Below are 15,357 nucleotides of genomic sequence, written 5' to 3'. Positions count from 1 at the left end.
CTCAAAATAGGGCTGGTCGGCGGGGCCGATCACCAGCGGGCTTGAAAAAGCCCGCAATAGCCTTCATCTTGTGTTGCAAGCCTATCGGATTTGGATCGAACGAATGACTGACACCCGCAACGGCGAGGACAACGGCAAGCTGCTCTATTGCTCCTTCTGTGGCAAAAGCCAGCATGAAGTACGCAAATTGATTGCCGGCCCCTCGGTCTTTATCTGCGACGAGTGCGTCGACCTGTGCAATGACATCATCCGCGAGGAGGTGCAGGAAGCACAGGCCGAAAGCAGCGCGCATAAATTGCCTTCGCCTAAAGAAATCAGCGGCATCCTTGATCAGTATGTGATTGGTCAGGAGCGTGCGAAAAAGGTTCTGGCCGTAGCGGTGTACAACCACTACAAGCGCCTGAATCAGCGTGACAAGAAGAATGACGACGTCGAACTCGGCAAGAGCAACATCCTGCTGATCGGCCCGACAGGCTCGGGTAAAACCCTGCTTGCCGAAACACTGGCCCGCTTGCTGAACGTTCCGTTCACCATCGCTGATGCAACCACCCTCACCGAGGCGGGTTACGTGGGTGAAGATGTCGAGAACATCATTCAGAAGCTGCTGCAGAAATGCGATTACGACGTGGAAAAAGCCCAGATGGGTATTGTCTACATCGATGAAATCGACAAGATTTCGCGCAAGTCTGACAACCCGTCGATCACCCGGGACGTATCCGGTGAAGGCGTGCAGCAGGCCCTGCTCAAGTTGATCGAAGGCACGGTCGCTTCCGTTCCGCCTCAGGGTGGTCGCAAGCATCCGCAGCAGGAATTCCTTCAGGTCGACACCCGTAACATCCTGTTCATCTGCGGTGGTGCGTTCTCTGGTCTGGAAAAGGTTATTCAAAACCGTTCCACCAAGGGCGGCATCGGCTTCAATGCAGAAGTGCGCAGCAAGGAAGAGGGCAAGAAAGTCGGTGAGTCCCTGCGTGAAGTCGAGCCTGACGATCTGGTCAAGTTCGGTCTGATCCCGGAATTCGTCGGTCGTCTGCCGGTACTTGCCACGCTGGACGAGCTTGACGAGGCTGCATTGATGCAGATTCTCACCGAGCCGAAAAATGCTCTGACCAAGCAGTATGCCAAGCTGTTCGAGATGGAAGGCGTTGATCTGGAATTCCGTTCCGACGCACTGAAATCGGTCGCCAAGCGTGCCCTGGAGCGTAAAACCGGTGCCCGTGGCCTGCGTTCGATTCTCGAAGGTGTATTACTCGACACTATGTATGAAATCCCCTCGCAATCGGAGGTGAGTAAAGTAGTGATCGATGAAAGCGTGATAGAAGGCAAGTCCAAACCACTGTATATCTACGAAAACAGTGAGCCGACCGCCAAGGCCGCGCCGGACGCTTAAGCGTCACGCAGCTTGAATAAAGAAGGGGCCTTCGGGCCCCTTTGCTATTGTGGGCCTGCAGGAACTGGCTTGTTCGGATCGCCGCACCGCAGCGAAAGCGGTCTCTGAAGGCGTATCCGGCGCATCGCAGCAGCTTTCATAAGCTGCAATCGTACAAGTGGCTCTTTTATCCGCTTGTTTTTTTCCAAGGCAGCCCCCATCTTGGTTTCAAGCTTACTTCCATCTGTTTACGGCCTTACGGCCGCCGTAGAGGCGAAATCATGAAGACAACCATCGAATTGCCTCTCCTGCCATTGCGTGATGTCGTGGTTTATCCGCACATGGTTATCCCGCTGTTCGTGGGGCGCGAGAAATCCATCGAAGCCCTCGAGGCTGCGATGACGGGTGACAAGCAGATTCTTCTGCTGGCCCAGAGAAACCCGGCTGACGACGATCCGGGCGAAGATGCCCTGTATCGCGTAGGTACGATTGCCACCGTTCTGCAGCTGCTGAAGCTGCCTGACGGTACGGTCAAGGTTCTGGTCGAGGGTGAGCAGCGGGGCGCCATTGAGCGCTTCAGCGAAGTGGACGGCCACTGCCGTGCCGAAGTCTCCCTGATCGACGAAGTCAACGCGCCAGAGCGTGAGTCGGAAGTCTTCGTACGCAGTCTGCTATCCCAGTTCGAGCAATATGTGCAGTTGGGCAAGAAAGTCCCGGCTGAAGTCCTGTCATCGCTCAACAGCATCGATGAGCCAGGTCGCCTGGTGGACACCATGGCCGCGCACATGGCCCTGAAGATCGAACAGAAGCAGGAAATCCTCGAAATCATCGATTTGTCGGCCCGGGTCGAGCACGTTCTGGCGTTGCTGGATGCCGAGATCGATCTGCTGCAAGTCGAAAAGCGCATTCGTGGTCGCGTCAAAAAGCAAATGGAACGCAGTCAGCGCGAGTACTACCTGAATGAGCAGATGAAGGCCATTCAGAAAGAGCTCGGCGACAGCGATGAAGGTCACAACGAAGTCGAAGAGCTGAAAAAGCGAATCGATGCCGCCGGCCTGCCAAAAGACGCGCTGACCAAGGCCATGGCTGAACTGAACAAGCTCAAGCAAATGTCGCCAATGTCCGCGGAAGCGACCGTGGTGCGTTCGTACATCGACTGGCTGGTTCAGGTGCCGTGGAAGGCGCAGAGCAAAGTGCGCCTGGATCTGGCGCGTGCAGAAGACATTCTGGATGCCGACCACTATGGCCTGGAAGAAGTCAAAGAGCGCATCCTCGAATACCTCGCCGTGCAAAAACGCGTGAAGAAAATTCGTGGTCCGGTGTTGTGCCTGGTCGGTCCTCCCGGGGTGGGTAAAACGTCCCTGGCGGAGTCGATTGCTCACGCCACCAACCGCAAATTCGTGCGCATGGCCCTCGGTGGCGTGCGTGATGAGGCGGAAATTCGTGGTCATCGCCGTACTTACATCGGTTCGATGCCAGGAAGATTGATTCAAAAGATGACAAAAGTGGGTGTCCGCAATCCGCTGTTCCTGCTCGATGAAATCGACAAGATGGGCAGTGATATGCGTGGCGATCCGGCATCGGCGTTGCTGGAAGTGCTCGATCCCGAGCAGAACCACAACTTCAACGATCACTATCTGGAAGTCGATTACGACCTTTCCGATGTGATGTTCCTGTGCACCTCGAACTCGATGAATATCCCGCCGGCGCTGCTGGACCGGATGGAAGTGATCCGTCTGCCGGGCTACACCGAAGACGAGAAGATCAACATCGCCGTCAAATACCTTTCGCCAAAGCAGATCGCGGCCAACGGCTTGAAGAAAGGCGAGCTGGAGTTTGACGCAGAGGCAATCCGCGACATCATCCGCTACTACACCCGTGAAGCCGGTGTGCGTGGGCTTGAGCGACAGATTGCCAAGGTTTGCCGCAAGGCCGTCAAGGAGCATGCTCTGGAAAAACGTTTCTCGGTGAAGGTTGCCGCAGACATGCTGGAGCACTTCCTGGGCGTGCGCAAATTCCGCTACGGCCTGGCCGAACAGCAGGATCAGATCGGTCAGGTGACCGGGCTGGCGTGGACTCAGGTAGGTGGCGAATTGCTGACCATCGAAGCCGCTGTCGTGCCGGGCAAGGGCCAGTTGATCAAGACCGGTTCCCTGGGTGATGTGATGGTCGAGTCAATCACTGCAGCCTTGACCGTTGTGCGCAGCCGGGCGAAGAGCCTGGGCATTCCCCTGGACTTCCATGAGAAGCGCGACACGCACATCCATATGCCGGAAGGGGCGACCCCGAAAGACGGTCCTAGCGCCGGTGTGGGCATGTGCACGGCCCTGGTTTCGGCATTGACCGGCATTCCGGTGCGCGCGGATGTTGCCATGACTGGCGAAATCACCTTGCGTGGCCAGGTGCTGGCCATTGGCGGCTTGAAAGAAAAACTGCTGGCTGCCCATCGTGGCGGAATCAAGACCGTGATCATTCCTGAAGAGAATGTGCGCGATCTCAAAGAGATTCCGGACAATATCAAGCAGGATCTACAGATTAAACCGGTCAAATGGATTGACGAAGTCCTGCAAATTGCGTTGCAATACGCGCCGGAGCCCTTGCCGGACGTGGCTCCGGAGATAGTCGCGAAGGATGAGAAACGCGACGCAGATTCTAAGGAAAGAATTAGCACGCATTAGTACGTATTTGCCTGGGGGGCTTTCTTGACAGCTTTTTAGAGCCCTTGTTATAAAGCGGCTCTTAAGTGTCTGTAGGCCATTCAGCACTCGTTTTTGCTTTCACCAAAAAAACTTAGAATCATACTCAAATAGATATAAGGGGACTTAGAGTGAACAAGTCGGAACTGATTGATGCTATCGCTGCATCCGCTGATATCCCGAAAGCTGCTGCTGGCCGTGCGCTGGACGCTGTAATCGAATCCGTCACTGGCGCTCTCAAGGCTGGCGACTCTGTTGTTCTGGTTGGTTTCGGTACTTTCTCCGTAACTGATCGTCCAGCTCGAATCGGTCGTAACCCACAGACCGGTAAGACACTGGAAATCGCGGCAGCCAAAAAACCAGGTTTCAAAGCCGGTAAAGCACTGAAAGAAGCTGTCAACTAAGTTCGATTCAGGTTTTTACCCATCCGGGTCGGGGTCATGCCTGACTTGGCAGCGGAGCGGCAGTCCTGACTGCAGGTCGCCGGTTCAAGACACCGAGGGTCGCCAGTTCGAACCCTCGATCCGCTCCGCCAGTTACGAGAAGGCGCATCCTCGGATGCGCCTTTCTTCTATCCGGATTCTACCCACGCTCCACGGTTGCCTAATTTTGAAGTTCAACCGTTTCTGGGGGACGCATGCTGCAGAATATCAGGGACAATTCACAAGGCTGGATTGCCAAGACTATTATCGGGGTCATCGTTGTTCTGATGGCTTTGACCGGTTTCGACGCCATTTTCAAGGCCACGTCGCACAGTAATGATGCGGCCAAGGTCAATGGCGATGAAATCAGCCAGAACGAGCTGAGCCAGGCGGTCGATATGCAACGCCGCCAGCTCATGCAACAGCTGGGCAAGGATTTCGATGCATCCTTGCTGGATGAAAAAATGTTGCGCGAATCGGCGCTCAAGGGCCTGATCGACCGCAAACTGCTGCTGCAAGGCGCAGAAAACTCTAAATTCGCTTTCTCCGAAGCGGCGCTTGATCAGGTCATCCTGCAAACACCAGAGTTTCAGGTGGATGGCAAGTTCAGCTCCGAGCGTTTCGATCAGGTGATTCGCCAACTCGGCTATAGCCGCATGCAATTCCGCCAGATGCTGGCTCAGGAAATGCTGATTGGTCAGCTGCGTGCCGGCCTGGCTGGTAGCGGTTTCGTGACCGATGCACAGGTACTGGCGTTTGCCCGTCTGGAAAAACAGACCCGCGATTTCGCTTCCCTGAACATCAAGGCCGACCCGGCGGCTGTGAAGCTGACCGACGATGAGGTCAAGGCCTATTACGACGAACACGCCAAGGAATTCATGACGCCGGATCAGGTGGTCATCGATTACCTCGAGCTGAAGAAAGCTTCCTTCTTCGATCAGGTCAGCGTCAGCGACGAAGACTTGCAAGCGGCCTATCAGAAAGAGATCGCGAACCTGTCCGAGCAACGCCGGGCTGCGCACATTCTGATTGAAGTGAACGACAAGACCACCGAGGCACAAGCCAAGGCGAAGATCGAAGAGATCCAGGCCCGTCTGGCCAAGGGTGAGAAGTTCGAGGCGCTGGCCAAGGAGTTCTCCCAGGATCCGGGGTCGGCGAACAACGGCGGTGACCTGGGTTATGCCGGTCCTGGCGTCTACGACCCAGCGTTCGAAAAAGCCCTGTATTCGTTGGCCCAGGACCAGGTCTCTGGTCCGGTTCGCACCGACTTCGGTTTCCACCTGATCAAGCTGTTGGGCGTGCAAGCGCCAGAAGTGCCAACGTTCGCCAGCCTGAAAGACAAGCTGACCCATGCTCTGAAGACCCAGCAGGTCGAGCAGCGTTTCGTCGAGGCGAGCAAGCAACTGGAAGACGCCTCGTTCGAAGCGTCCGATCTGGCTCAGCCAGCGCAGGACCTGAAACTGACCGTGCAGACGTCCAAGCCGTTCGGCCGTGAAGGCGGTGAGGGTATTGCGGCCAACCGTGCCGTAATCACTGCTGCGTTCAGCCCGGAAGTCCTGGATGAGGGGGCGAACAGCGGCGCCATCGAGCTCGATCCGGAAACCGTGGTCGTGTTGCGCGCCAAGGAGCACCTGAAACCTTCGCAATTGCCACTGGAAAGCGTTTCTGCCGCGATCCGTGTGCAATTGGCCAAGGAGCACGCCAGCGCCGATGCCAAGACCAGGGCCGAGGCCCTGATTGCCAGCCTGCGCGATGGCAAGACCCCGCTGGATCAGGCGATCGATGGCCAGGCCTGGAAAGTCACCAAGGCGGCGAGCCGTGCTCAGGAAGGGATTGATCCTGCGGTGCTGCAAGCGCTGTTCCGCATGGCCAAGCCTGCGACCAAGGACAAACCGACCTTCACCAGCGTGACATTGGCCGATGGCAGCCTGATGGTCCTGCGCCTCAATGGCGTAAACGAAGCAGCGGCGCCGACCGAAGAAGAGAAAGCACAATATCGTCGCTACCTCGCTTCACGCATTGGCCAGCAAGACTTTGCGGCTTATCGCAAGCAGCTGGAAAGCCAGGCGGATATCAAGCGTTACTGATACCTGACCAGGTTTAGTGCTGTACAGGAGACCCCGGCCGAAAGGCCGGGGTCTTTTTTGTTGTGCGCCGTACGTCATTTGCTGCGGTGACTTTTCCGTAAAACCGGGGTCAATCAGCCTGTAACCGTTTTAAGGCACGATCGATGCTCCGCTAAGCATCGTTCTGTTGCACAATATGCCCCGAACCGTTTTCCTCAGGATGTTCAATGTTTAAATCACTTCCCATGCGGGTTGTCGGGCTGGCAGCCATGCTTGCCGCTGCGGCCGGTTGTTCCTCGAACAAGGCCGCCATCTACGAGCATGAGAACTTCGACGACTCCGGAACCTTTTCCCGCAACTATCCGGTCACCGATACCCAGAGCTGTGAAGCCGCCCGTCGCGCCTTGCTCAGCCAGGGTTACATCATCACCAGCAACGATTCGAAGCTGGTCAGCGGTCACAAGAGCTTCCAGCAGACCGGCGAGAACCACATGGAGATCAGCTTCAGTGTGGTCTGTGCCGATGACGGCAGCGAAGGGCACCACGCGACTGTATTCGCCAACGCCCTGCAGGATCGTTATGCGCTGAAGAAGACCAACAACTCCGCCAGTCTCGGTGTGGGTGTGCTGGGCTCGGTATCGATGCCGATCGGTTCATCGGACGATTCGATGGTCAAGGTGGCCAGCGAAACCGTCACGTCGGCCAAGTTCTATGAGCGTTTCTTTGCACTGATCGAGTCGTTCCTGCCACCGGAAGCAAAAAAAGCGGCACACATTACCGAAAAACCGAAAACCGATCTGGGCATGCCTGAAGCCAAGGCAGCACCGGCACCACTGGCACCTGCCCCGGTACCCGCTACAGAGCCTGCGGCTTCCGAGCCGGTGACCCCGCCTCCTGAGGCGCCGCCGATCACGCCGACCGAGAGTGTAGCGCCGGCACCGTCCCCGGAAATCGTCACGCCACCGTCGAACCCGAGTGACTTGCCGCCGCCGAGCGAACCCATTCCGGCGATGCCTGTCTCCGGCCAGTGAGGGTGACACCACAGGGTCGGATCAAATGAGCCGATCCTGTGGCCAGCCAAAAGATTGACCCGCATCAAGCAAGTCCGCTGTTCTGCAGCCTCCCGCGAAAAACCCCATGATAAATTCCTGACCAGATGCTACGTTTTATTCAGTAGCGACAGAGTGTCGTGTCCGCGTCATTTTTCTTTCACGCGGGCACTTTATGCTCAAGGACTGGGTCATTTATTCAGACGTTTTTCACTACGGGTTGGGGGATTCAAAAATGGACGATTATCAAGAAGAACTGCTCGAGTACCAGGCTTTCGAACTGGACCCACTGGAGCCGGCGGAAGACGCTACCGAGTTGTAGGCATCAGGCGGATTGGCGATGGCTGCGGCGAAATTCGCCGGGTGTCTGCCCGTTCCAGCGTTTGAAAGCGCGTTGAAACGCTTCGGCTGAGGCAAAACCCAGCAGGTAGGCGATCTCTCCGAACGCCAGTTCCGTGTCACGTATGTAAGTCATGGCCAGGTCGCGACGGGTGTCGTTGAGAATCGCACGAAATTGTGTGCCTTCATCGGCGAGCTTGCGACGCAGGGTCCAGGTAGGCAGCTTCAGGCGTGCCGCCACCTCTTGCAGGTCGGGCTCCCGACCACCATTGAGTAACGGCCCCAGCAGCGCGATGATGCGTTCACGCAGGCTGCGGGTGCGCGTCAGTTGCTCCAGCTCCCGCTCACACAACTGCAGCAAGTGCCGCCAGGTACTCGGGCAATGCTCGGGGTTGCGTTGTGCGAGGCTGGAAAGGCTCAAGCGCAGTTGATTGTGTTCGCTGCCAAACACAATCGGACAATCACCCAAAACGTCATAGGCCGCGCGGTAACCGGGCTCCTCGAATTCGATCTCGATACGTTCGGCGCGCAGCGGGGAAGGGCTGACACTGGATAATTGCTGCAACCAGCCGGCGATGATCGAATCCACCACGAAGCGGTTGTAGGCGTTATAGGGGCTGATCGAATAGAAACGTAGCCAGGCGCCCTGGGCGTCTTCGTGAAAGCTTGATTGACCCCGATAATTCGAACCATACAAGGCTTCGAATCGAATCAGGCAGCGCGCGGCTTCACGTACGGTCGGCGCCTGCGCCGCAGTCACGCCAGCGAGACCGGTTTGGCTCAGGCGACTGAGCTGGCCCATGCGCAAGCCAAGGGCCGGGTTGTCGGTCAGTTGAATGGCGCTGTGGCCCAGGCGCATGTAGCGCGGTATCGACAGCCGGGCACCGGCTTCGCTCAGGCGCGCCGCATCGAGGCCGTATTGGTCGAGCAGTGGCTGCGGATCGATACCGTGACTGCGCACGGCATCGGCCAGGCTATGAACAAAGCCCACCGACAGATCGCCGAGGCGCATTGGCTGCGGTTTCATGGCTTACAACCAGAGGTTCAGCAAACGCGCACCCTGGGCGTTGCCGTCGGCGAAGTGCTGGCCGTTGCTGCTGAGGAAACTATGTCCGGCGCTGCCCTGATCCCAGAACCGACCTCGCAGGAACACACTTATGCCAGCGACAGCCTGACTGGCCGGTGTCCGGGTCGTGAGGGTCAGGCGCTGCCAGGCTTGGCCTTCACTGACCTCTCCGGGCTTCAAGTTGACCGACACCGGTTCCGGCGATCCCCCGTAGCCGTGCCACGGTTGGTCCCAGGTGCCACGGCCGGTGATAAAGGCCGGTACTGCAACCAGCTGTACGCTTTGGTCGTTGAGCTTGAGGTAGTTTTCCGGGTACCAGCTGTCGTGGCCGATCAATACGCCCAGCCTTCCTGCGGGGGTATCAACGACGTTGAGCGAGTGGTCGCCGTTCGCCTTGATCCCGTTCTGTTCTGCGAAGAACGGGTGCATCTGGCGCTGGGGTTGGCCGATCGGCACGCCTTCGCTGTTGAACACCACGCTGCTGTTGTACAGAGCGCCGCGGCCGATTTTCAAGGTGCCGTCGATGATGCCCGGTTCGGGCAGCACGATGGAGCCTGCCACCAGCGTCACGTGGAATTCCCTGGCCAGTCCTCCGAACAATGCCTGGTAGTCCCTGGCCATTGCCTTGGCTTTCATGCGCAGGTGGGCATCGTCCAGACGGTTGCCACCCTCGGCGCTGATCAACGCCTTGGCGAACTTCAGGGGATTGCTCACCGCCAGCCAGTTCATGGCCTGCTTGAGAGTGCTGGCCTGATACAACTCGTCCTTCTCGCCGCTGACCATCAGCCAGGTACCGATGTGTTCCGGCAACACGACGACGGTCTTGCCGTTCAACAAGCCCTGATCCCGGGCTGCTTGCAGATAGGCCGCGAGCTTGCGGTGCAGACGCTCGGGACTTTGATAATCGGTAGGAAACAGTTCGGGCTGGATGCCCAGCAGATTGCCACGGTCCGCAGGCGTACCCTGGTCGACCGCCAGGTTGATTCGCAGGTCCGAAAGGTAATGACCCACCGGCCGGTCCGCGGCCCACATTGCGTAGGTCGTGAGGGCGGCGAGCAACGCCATGGAGAATGTCAGGTACAAAAATTTGCGCATGGGGACACAGTTTACAGCCTGGAGCCGGGCGTGGCTTTTGATTTGGAGCTGGATCGAGCATAAAGGGAATCAAGGACTTAGTGGGCACGTTTCAACGTTGGCTGTTTTTTGCTGGCGGCTGCCTGTCTGCGCCGGGTTAAAGGTAAGTGAGCAGACAGAGGGGAACGCCGGTCGGCCATCACTTGGCTCGACCGGCCGGCGGGTGAGCGTTATTTGGTGACCAGCAGTTCCGGGCCGAGGTAGTCGTTGATCTGGTTGATATCGTCGTCGCCCAGGCTGCCCACCGATGAGGCCAGGCGCAGGCGCGACATCAAATAGCGCAACTTGGCGTCGAACAGATCGTGGCGCGCAACGAAGAGCAGCTCTTCGGCATTGAGGACATCCGAGTTGGTGCTGGTGCCACCCTCTTTGAAGCCCTTGCGTGACGATGCCAGTGAGCGCTCGTTGGATTCCACTGCCTTCTCCAGCGCGCGAATGCGTTTGGCGCCGCTCAGGATGCCTTGATACTCACGGGTGGTTTCGGTGATGACTTCCTGTCGCGCGGCGTCGAGTTCATTGATGGCCTTATCGCTATTGGCACTGGCCTGGCGTGTCAGCGCGCTGACGCCGCCACCGCTGTACAGCGGGATATTGACTTCCAGCCCGATCGAGCCGTAGTGGTTGCGTTGATTCAACTCGGAGAGTGATTGGCTCTCACCCTTGGTGTAGCCGGCAATGAAATCCAGTGTTGGCCAGTGGCCGGCACTGGCGCGCTTCACTTCTTCCGCTGCGAGGTCGCTGCTATAACGGCGCGCATGGATCAGCGGGCTATCGGCCTGGGCTTTGACCAACCAGTCCTGCAGGTTGCTCGGTAGCAGCGGTGGTGTATCGAAGCTCGGGCGCAAGGTGGTCAGTGACTGGGGAGTTTCACCGATATATTCCTCGAGCTTGGCGCGCGCGTTGATCAGGTTGTCTTGTGCTTCGATCAGTTCGGCATCGGCAAGGTCGCGACGAGCGGTCGACTCGTCGATGTCGGTGACGGTGCCAGCCCCCAGTTCCATGCGCCGTTTCGCCGAGGCGAGCTGTTCTTCGAAGGCATTCAGCTTGGACTTGGCCAGGACGATGGTTTCGCTGGCCAGCAGCACATCGAAATAGCTTTCGGCCAGGCGCACCGCGGCGTCCTGGGTCTTGGCGTCGAACACCGCGACGGCGTAGTCGGCACGCTGCTGACCCTGGCGGTATTCGGCCATCTTCTCTTTGTTGAACAGCGGCTGGCGCAGGCGCACGTTGGCGCCCTTGGAGTCGTAATGGAGATCTCTGTCGACGTTGTTCTGGCTTTGGGAGCCATTGACCTTGTTGTGGTAGCCCGAGGCATTGATCTGCGGTAGCAGGCCGGCCTTGCCAATGGCGCGGTTTTCCTCGCCAGCCTCTTTTTCATGCACGGAGGCTTGATAGATAGGGCCCTGGAATTGCAACAGATCCCAGGCTTGTTTGAGGTCCATGGCACTGGCCGGCAGGGCCAACCCAAGCAAGCAGAAGAGCAGGCAATGACGTTCCATCTCATTGTTCCTTGAATGAGCTGTCCACACGATCGAGCATTGGTTTAAGAAGATAGCTGATCATGTTGCGTTCGCCTGTCTTGATGGTGACGCTGGCGGGCATGCCGGGGCGAATGTGATTGCTGCCAAGCAGGCCCATGCCATCGGAAGTGACTTCCACCTGGGCCAGATAGAACGGTTGCTTGCTTTCCTCGTCCATCAGGCGGTCGGCGGAGACGGTCTTCACGCGGCCGGGGATGTTGGGCGTCTTGGCATGGTTGAAGGCCGGGAAGGAAATGTCCACGGGCAGGCCGGGGACCATCTTGTCGATGGCCTGCACGGGAATCATCGCGTCGACTTGCAAGGGTTCGTTGACCGGGACGATTTCCATGATCTTGAAGCCGGGCTGAATGACCCCGCCGACGGTGGCAATGCTCAGGCCCTGGACCATGCCATCGATGGGCGAGCGAATCACCGTGTGAGTCACTTCATAATCGAGCGAGCGCAAGCGGTCGGCCAGAGTGGTGTTTTCCTTGGCGGTGTCGGTCAGTTGCGATTCGACTTCCTTCAGGTAGTCGTGCTGGCGCTGCAGGATGCGCAGCTTGATTTCGGTGGTCTGGCTACGCACACGGGCGATGTTGTTGAGGTTCTCGGCCTGACCGGCGGAGAGGTCGGCATTGCTGCGTTCCAGCTCAAGCAGGTGGTTGCGCGGCACATAGCCTTCGGCTGCCAATACACGGGTGCCTTGCAGTTCCTGATTGAGGAAACTGATCTGCGAGGCGCGGGCACTGTAGACCTGCTGCAGGCCCTTGAGCTGCACCGCCGACGCAGCCAGGTTCTCCTGCAGGATGCTGATTTCGCCAGCGAGCCCTGCGCGCCGGGTGTCCAGCAGGCGCTGTTGCAGGTCCATGGCGGCCTCCAGGCGGTGATCCCCCTTGAAGCGCGTGAGCAACTCGGGATCGAAGTTCACCACAGCGCGGCCGTCACGTTCCGCTTCCAGGCGATTTTCCACGGTCTTGCTGACGATGTACTGGGCGCTGACCGCACCCTCTTCGGCCGCGGCACGCAACGAGTCGAGGCGGACCACCTCCTGACCTTTTGTCACCAGATCGCCTTCGCGAACGAGAATGGCCTCCACGGTACCGCCGGTAAGGTGCTGCACGGCTTTGCGATTGTTGGTGACCTTGACCGTGCCTGTGGCTACCACGCCGGCGTCCAGCGGTGCCAGCCAGGACCACAGGAGGAAGCCGCCGAAGCCGGCGAGCACCAGCCACACGCCCCATCGCGCGGGCCTGCCGACGTCCAGATCTACCATGCTCTTGGTATCGGCCTTGATTATCTCGGTGTGTTGGCTCATTTGCATGATCGGTCACTCCCGCGCTTTGACGGAGGCCAGAGGGGTCGACGCGCCAGCAGGCATCACACTGGCCTTGCGCAGCGCTGCGAATACTTCATCGCGCGTGCCAAGCATCTGCACGCCGCCGTCGCGCAGCATCAGCACCTTGTCGACGGCGCAGAGTACGTTGGGACGGTGGGAAATCAGGATGACGGTGGCGCCACGGTCCTTGAGTTCGGCCAGGGCATCGACCAGGGCCTTTTCGCCAACGTCGTCGAGGTTGGCGTTCGGCTCGTCGAGCACGATCAGATTAGGTTCGCCATACAACGCCCGGGCCAGGGCGATGCGTTGCTTCTGTCCGCCGGAAAGCGGGCTGCCATCGGTGCCCAGGCGAGTGTCATAACCCTGCGGAAAACGCAGGATCATTTCGTGCACGCCAGTGGTCTTGGCGGCGCGGATGACCGCTTCGCTGTCCACTTCGCCAAAGCGCGCAATGTTGTCGGCGATGTTGCCTTCGAACAGCTCCACGTCCTGTGGCAGGTAACCGAGCCAAGGGCCAAGTTCGCCCTTGTTCCAGTTGAATATGTCCGCGCCATCCAGGCGCACCTTGCCCGCCTGCGCCGGCCAGACGCCAACCAGCAGGCGGGCGAGGGTGGATTTGCCCGAGGCGGATGGGCCGATAATGCCAAGGCTTTCACCGGGGACAAGGCTGAAGCCCACGCCGCGCAGAATCGTGTTGTTGGTACCGGGGGCACCGGCATACACATTCTCAACCGCCAGCATGCCCTGCGGCCGCTGCAGCGACATGCTCGGTGGACGGCGCGGATAGTCGTGCAGCATCTCGTTGAGCCGGCCCCAGGCCGAACGGCAGCCGAGCAGTTGTTTCCATGATGCGATGACCTGTTCCACCGGACCCAATGCGCGACCGGTGAGAATCGAGCAGGCGATCATCATCCCCGGAGTGATCTTGCCTTCGATCGCCAGCAACGCGCCGGCACCGAGGATCAGCGACTGCAAGGTGATCCGCACGAAGCGCCCGGTGCTGCTGATCAAGGCGGCGCGGTCGGAGGCCATCGTCTGCATTTCCAGAATGCGCAAATGGCTCTGGAACCAGCGCTTGCTGATCGACGGCAGCATGCCCATGGCCTCGATGACCTCGGCGTTGCGCAGGTTGTTGTTGGCGTACAGGGAGGAGGACAGGGCGGCCTGATTGGCTTCGGCCAGCGGCTTCTGCGTCGCCTTTTCCGTGAGGTAGGCCAGGCCCATCAGAATCAGCGAGCCGATCAGGGTGAGCAGTCCGAGTATCGGGTGAATCAGGTAGGCGACCAGCAGGTAGATCGGCGTCCACGGTGCATCGAAGAAAGCGAACAGGGAGTTGCCGGTGACGAACTGACGAACCTGCGCGAGATCTTGCAGCGCCTGGGCCGGATTACCTCCGGCGCGGCTCAGGTTGCGCTCGAATGCAGCGGTGAAAATGCGCTGGTTGAGCTCCATGTCGAGGCAGTTGCCGACCCGGATCAGCACGCGGGTGCGGATCATTTCCAGCGTAGACATCAGCAAGAACAGACCTACCACCAGCACAGTCAACATCGCCAGCGTCGTGACGTTGCGACTGACCAGGGCTCGATCATAGACCTGCAGCATATAAACGGCTGGCGTCAACATCATGACGTTTATGACGCCGCTGAACGCTGCCAGCGAGTAAAAACTGCGGCGCATGCGAAAAAGCGCGTCGGCCAGTTCGGAACGGATGCTCGACTGCTTGGGCATGTTGGTCCTCCCACTTCGAAAAGCCGGTTGCCATTTTGGCGCAACAGCCAACGGTAAATGTAGTTCCGTGAACAGCTTATGGACACGCAGGCCGGTCGCTCTATGGATGGCGAGTCTTGCGAAATCGCTGCGTTGCTCCCTTATGCAGCAGCGTAGGTGGCGGCGAAACAGTTCGAAATAACATTTTGCTCTATACCTGCGCTCAACTTTCTATATGTCTTTTAAAAACAGCTAGTTGAGAGGCGTTGCGCCGGTCGTCTGTTTTAACGACGTAATATTGACAAGGATTTGCTATGGAACTTTAGTCTTAGTTATCGGGGGTCCGCCCGCTGAAGCTTGCCATAGCATTTGGCAATGCAAGGCACGGTGATTCTCCCGAGAGGAGCCGAATCATGTCGTTCATTTCGTTCTTTTGCAGAGGGACGGTGCTGTACAGGACGTTCGCCTTCACTTCCAGATTCCATGGCCCGCCCAAGGCTCGGATTCGCTCTGCCTGATCACCCGGCAAGCAACTCATTTCGCGAATTCCCGACGTGTATCCCGGGTCCCGGGTAGCGCCAGCTCTCGCTAAAAAACATAACCAACAAACTGCGCAAGCCAGCACTTGACTTGGCGCGGCGGGACTTTCTCGTCCC

10 protein-coding genes are annotated in these 15,357 nt (G+C 58.5%); 5 read left to right on the top strand and 5 right to left on the bottom strand.

Annotated features, from left to right (window positions below; genetic code table 11):
- The first annotated feature begins 103 nt into the window (after positions 1-103).
- From clpX to KGA81_RS00280, 5 genes are all read left to right on the top strand, one after another.
- Positions 104-1,387 (top strand): ATP-dependent Clp protease ATP-binding subunit ClpX, encoded by a 1,284-nt coding sequence (clpX, locus tag KGA81_RS00300; RefSeq protein ID WP_007982210.1) that lies wholly within the window; start codon positions 104-106, stop codon positions 1,385-1,387.
- A 260-nt stretch (positions 1,388-1,647) separates the two neighbouring features.
- Positions 1,648-4,044 carry an endopeptidase La gene (gene lon, locus KGA81_RS00295; protein WP_223544087.1) on the top strand — a complete coding sequence of 799 codons (2,397 nt, stop codon included), beginning with the start codon at positions 1,648-1,650 and terminating at the stop codon, positions 4,042-4,044.
- Positions 4,045-4,193: 149 nt separating this feature from the next.
- A complete protein-coding gene (locus tag KGA81_RS00290; protein ID WP_002552737.1) occupies positions 4,194-4,466 on the top strand; it encodes an HU family DNA-binding protein in 273 nt (90 codons plus the stop codon).
- A 233-nt stretch (positions 4,467-4,699) separates the two neighbouring features.
- Positions 4,700-6,571: a SurA N-terminal domain-containing protein gene (locus KGA81_RS00285; protein ID WP_223544086.1), complete on the top strand. Its 1,872-nt coding sequence runs from the start codon at positions 4,700-4,702 to the stop codon at positions 6,569-6,571.
- Between the two features lie 206 nt (positions 6,572-6,777).
- Entirely contained in the window at positions 6,778-7,581 is an 804-nt protein-coding gene (locus KGA81_RS00280; RefSeq protein WP_223544085.1) for a DUF2242 domain-containing protein, read from the top strand.
- A gap of 343 nt (positions 7,582-7,924) precedes the next feature.
- On the opposite strand, the gene KGA81_RS00275 is transcribed toward KGA81_RS00280, so the two are convergent.
- From KGA81_RS00275 to KGA81_RS00255, 5 genes are all read right to left on the bottom strand, one after another.
- On the bottom strand, positions 7,925-8,965 hold the full coding sequence (locus tag KGA81_RS00275) for an AraC family transcriptional regulator (RefSeq protein ID WP_223544084.1): 1,041 nt from the start codon (positions 8,963-8,965) through the stop codon (positions 7,925-7,927).
- Positions 8,966-8,968: 3 nt separating this feature from the next.
- Entirely contained in the window at positions 8,969-10,099 is a 1,131-nt protein-coding gene (locus KGA81_RS00270) for a carbon-nitrogen hydrolase family protein (RefSeq protein ID WP_223544083.1), read from the bottom strand.
- A gap of 209 nt (positions 10,100-10,308) precedes the next feature.
- Entirely contained in the window at positions 10,309-11,637 is a 1,329-nt protein-coding gene (locus KGA81_RS00265; RefSeq protein WP_223544082.1) for a TolC family outer membrane protein, read from the bottom strand.
- Between the two features lies 1 nt (position 11,638).
- Entirely contained in the window at positions 11,639-12,979 is a 1,341-nt protein-coding gene (locus tag KGA81_RS00260; RefSeq protein WP_223544081.1) for an HlyD family type I secretion periplasmic adaptor subunit, read from the bottom strand.
- A 6-nt stretch (positions 12,980-12,985) separates the two neighbouring features.
- A complete protein-coding gene (locus tag KGA81_RS00255; RefSeq protein WP_223544080.1) occupies positions 12,986-14,722 on the bottom strand; it encodes a type I secretion system permease/ATPase in 1,737 nt (578 codons plus the stop codon).
- Positions 14,723-15,357: the final 635 nt, after the last annotated feature.

It is taken from the genome of Pseudomonas sp. A-B-19 (genome assembly GCF_019947515.1).
Lineage (GTDB): Bacteria > Pseudomonadota > Gammaproteobacteria > Pseudomonadales > Pseudomonadaceae > Aquipseudomonas.
This window is presented reverse-complemented; position numbering and strand designations above follow the sequence as displayed.

Bases quoted from the DNA above. Each gene is read 5' to 3' on its own strand.
- clpX (WP_007982210.1), top strand. From the start codon at position 104: ATGACTGACACCCGCAACGGCGAGGACAACGGCAAGCTGCTCTATTGC.
- lon (WP_223544087.1), top strand. From the start codon at position 1,648: ATGAAGACAACCATCGAATTGCCTCTCCTGCCATTGCGTGATGTCGTG.
- KGA81_RS00285 (WP_223544086.1), top strand. From the start codon at position 4,700: ATGCTGCAGAATATCAGGGACAATTCACAAGGCTGGATTGCCAAGACT.
- KGA81_RS00280 (WP_223544085.1), top strand. From the start codon at position 6,778: ATGTTTAAATCACTTCCCATGCGGGTTGTCGGGCTGGCAGCCATGCTT.
- KGA81_RS00275 (WP_223544084.1), bottom strand. From the start codon at position 8,965: ATGAAACCGCAGCCAATGCGCCTCGGCGATCTGTCGGTGGGCTTTGTT.
- KGA81_RS00270 (WP_223544083.1), bottom strand. From the start codon at position 10,099: ATGCGCAAATTTTTGTACCTGACATTCTCCATGGCGTTGCTCGCCGCC.
- KGA81_RS00265 (WP_223544082.1), bottom strand. From the start codon at position 11,637: ATGGAACGTCATTGCCTGCTCTTCTGCTTGCTTGGGTTGGCCCTGCCG.
- KGA81_RS00260 (WP_223544081.1), bottom strand. From the start codon at position 12,979: ATGCAAATGAGCCAACACACCGAGATAATCAAGGCCGATACCAAGAGC.
- KGA81_RS00255 (WP_223544080.1), bottom strand. From the start codon at position 14,722: ATGCCCAAGCAGTCGAGCATCCGTTCCGAACTGGCCGACGCGCTTTTT.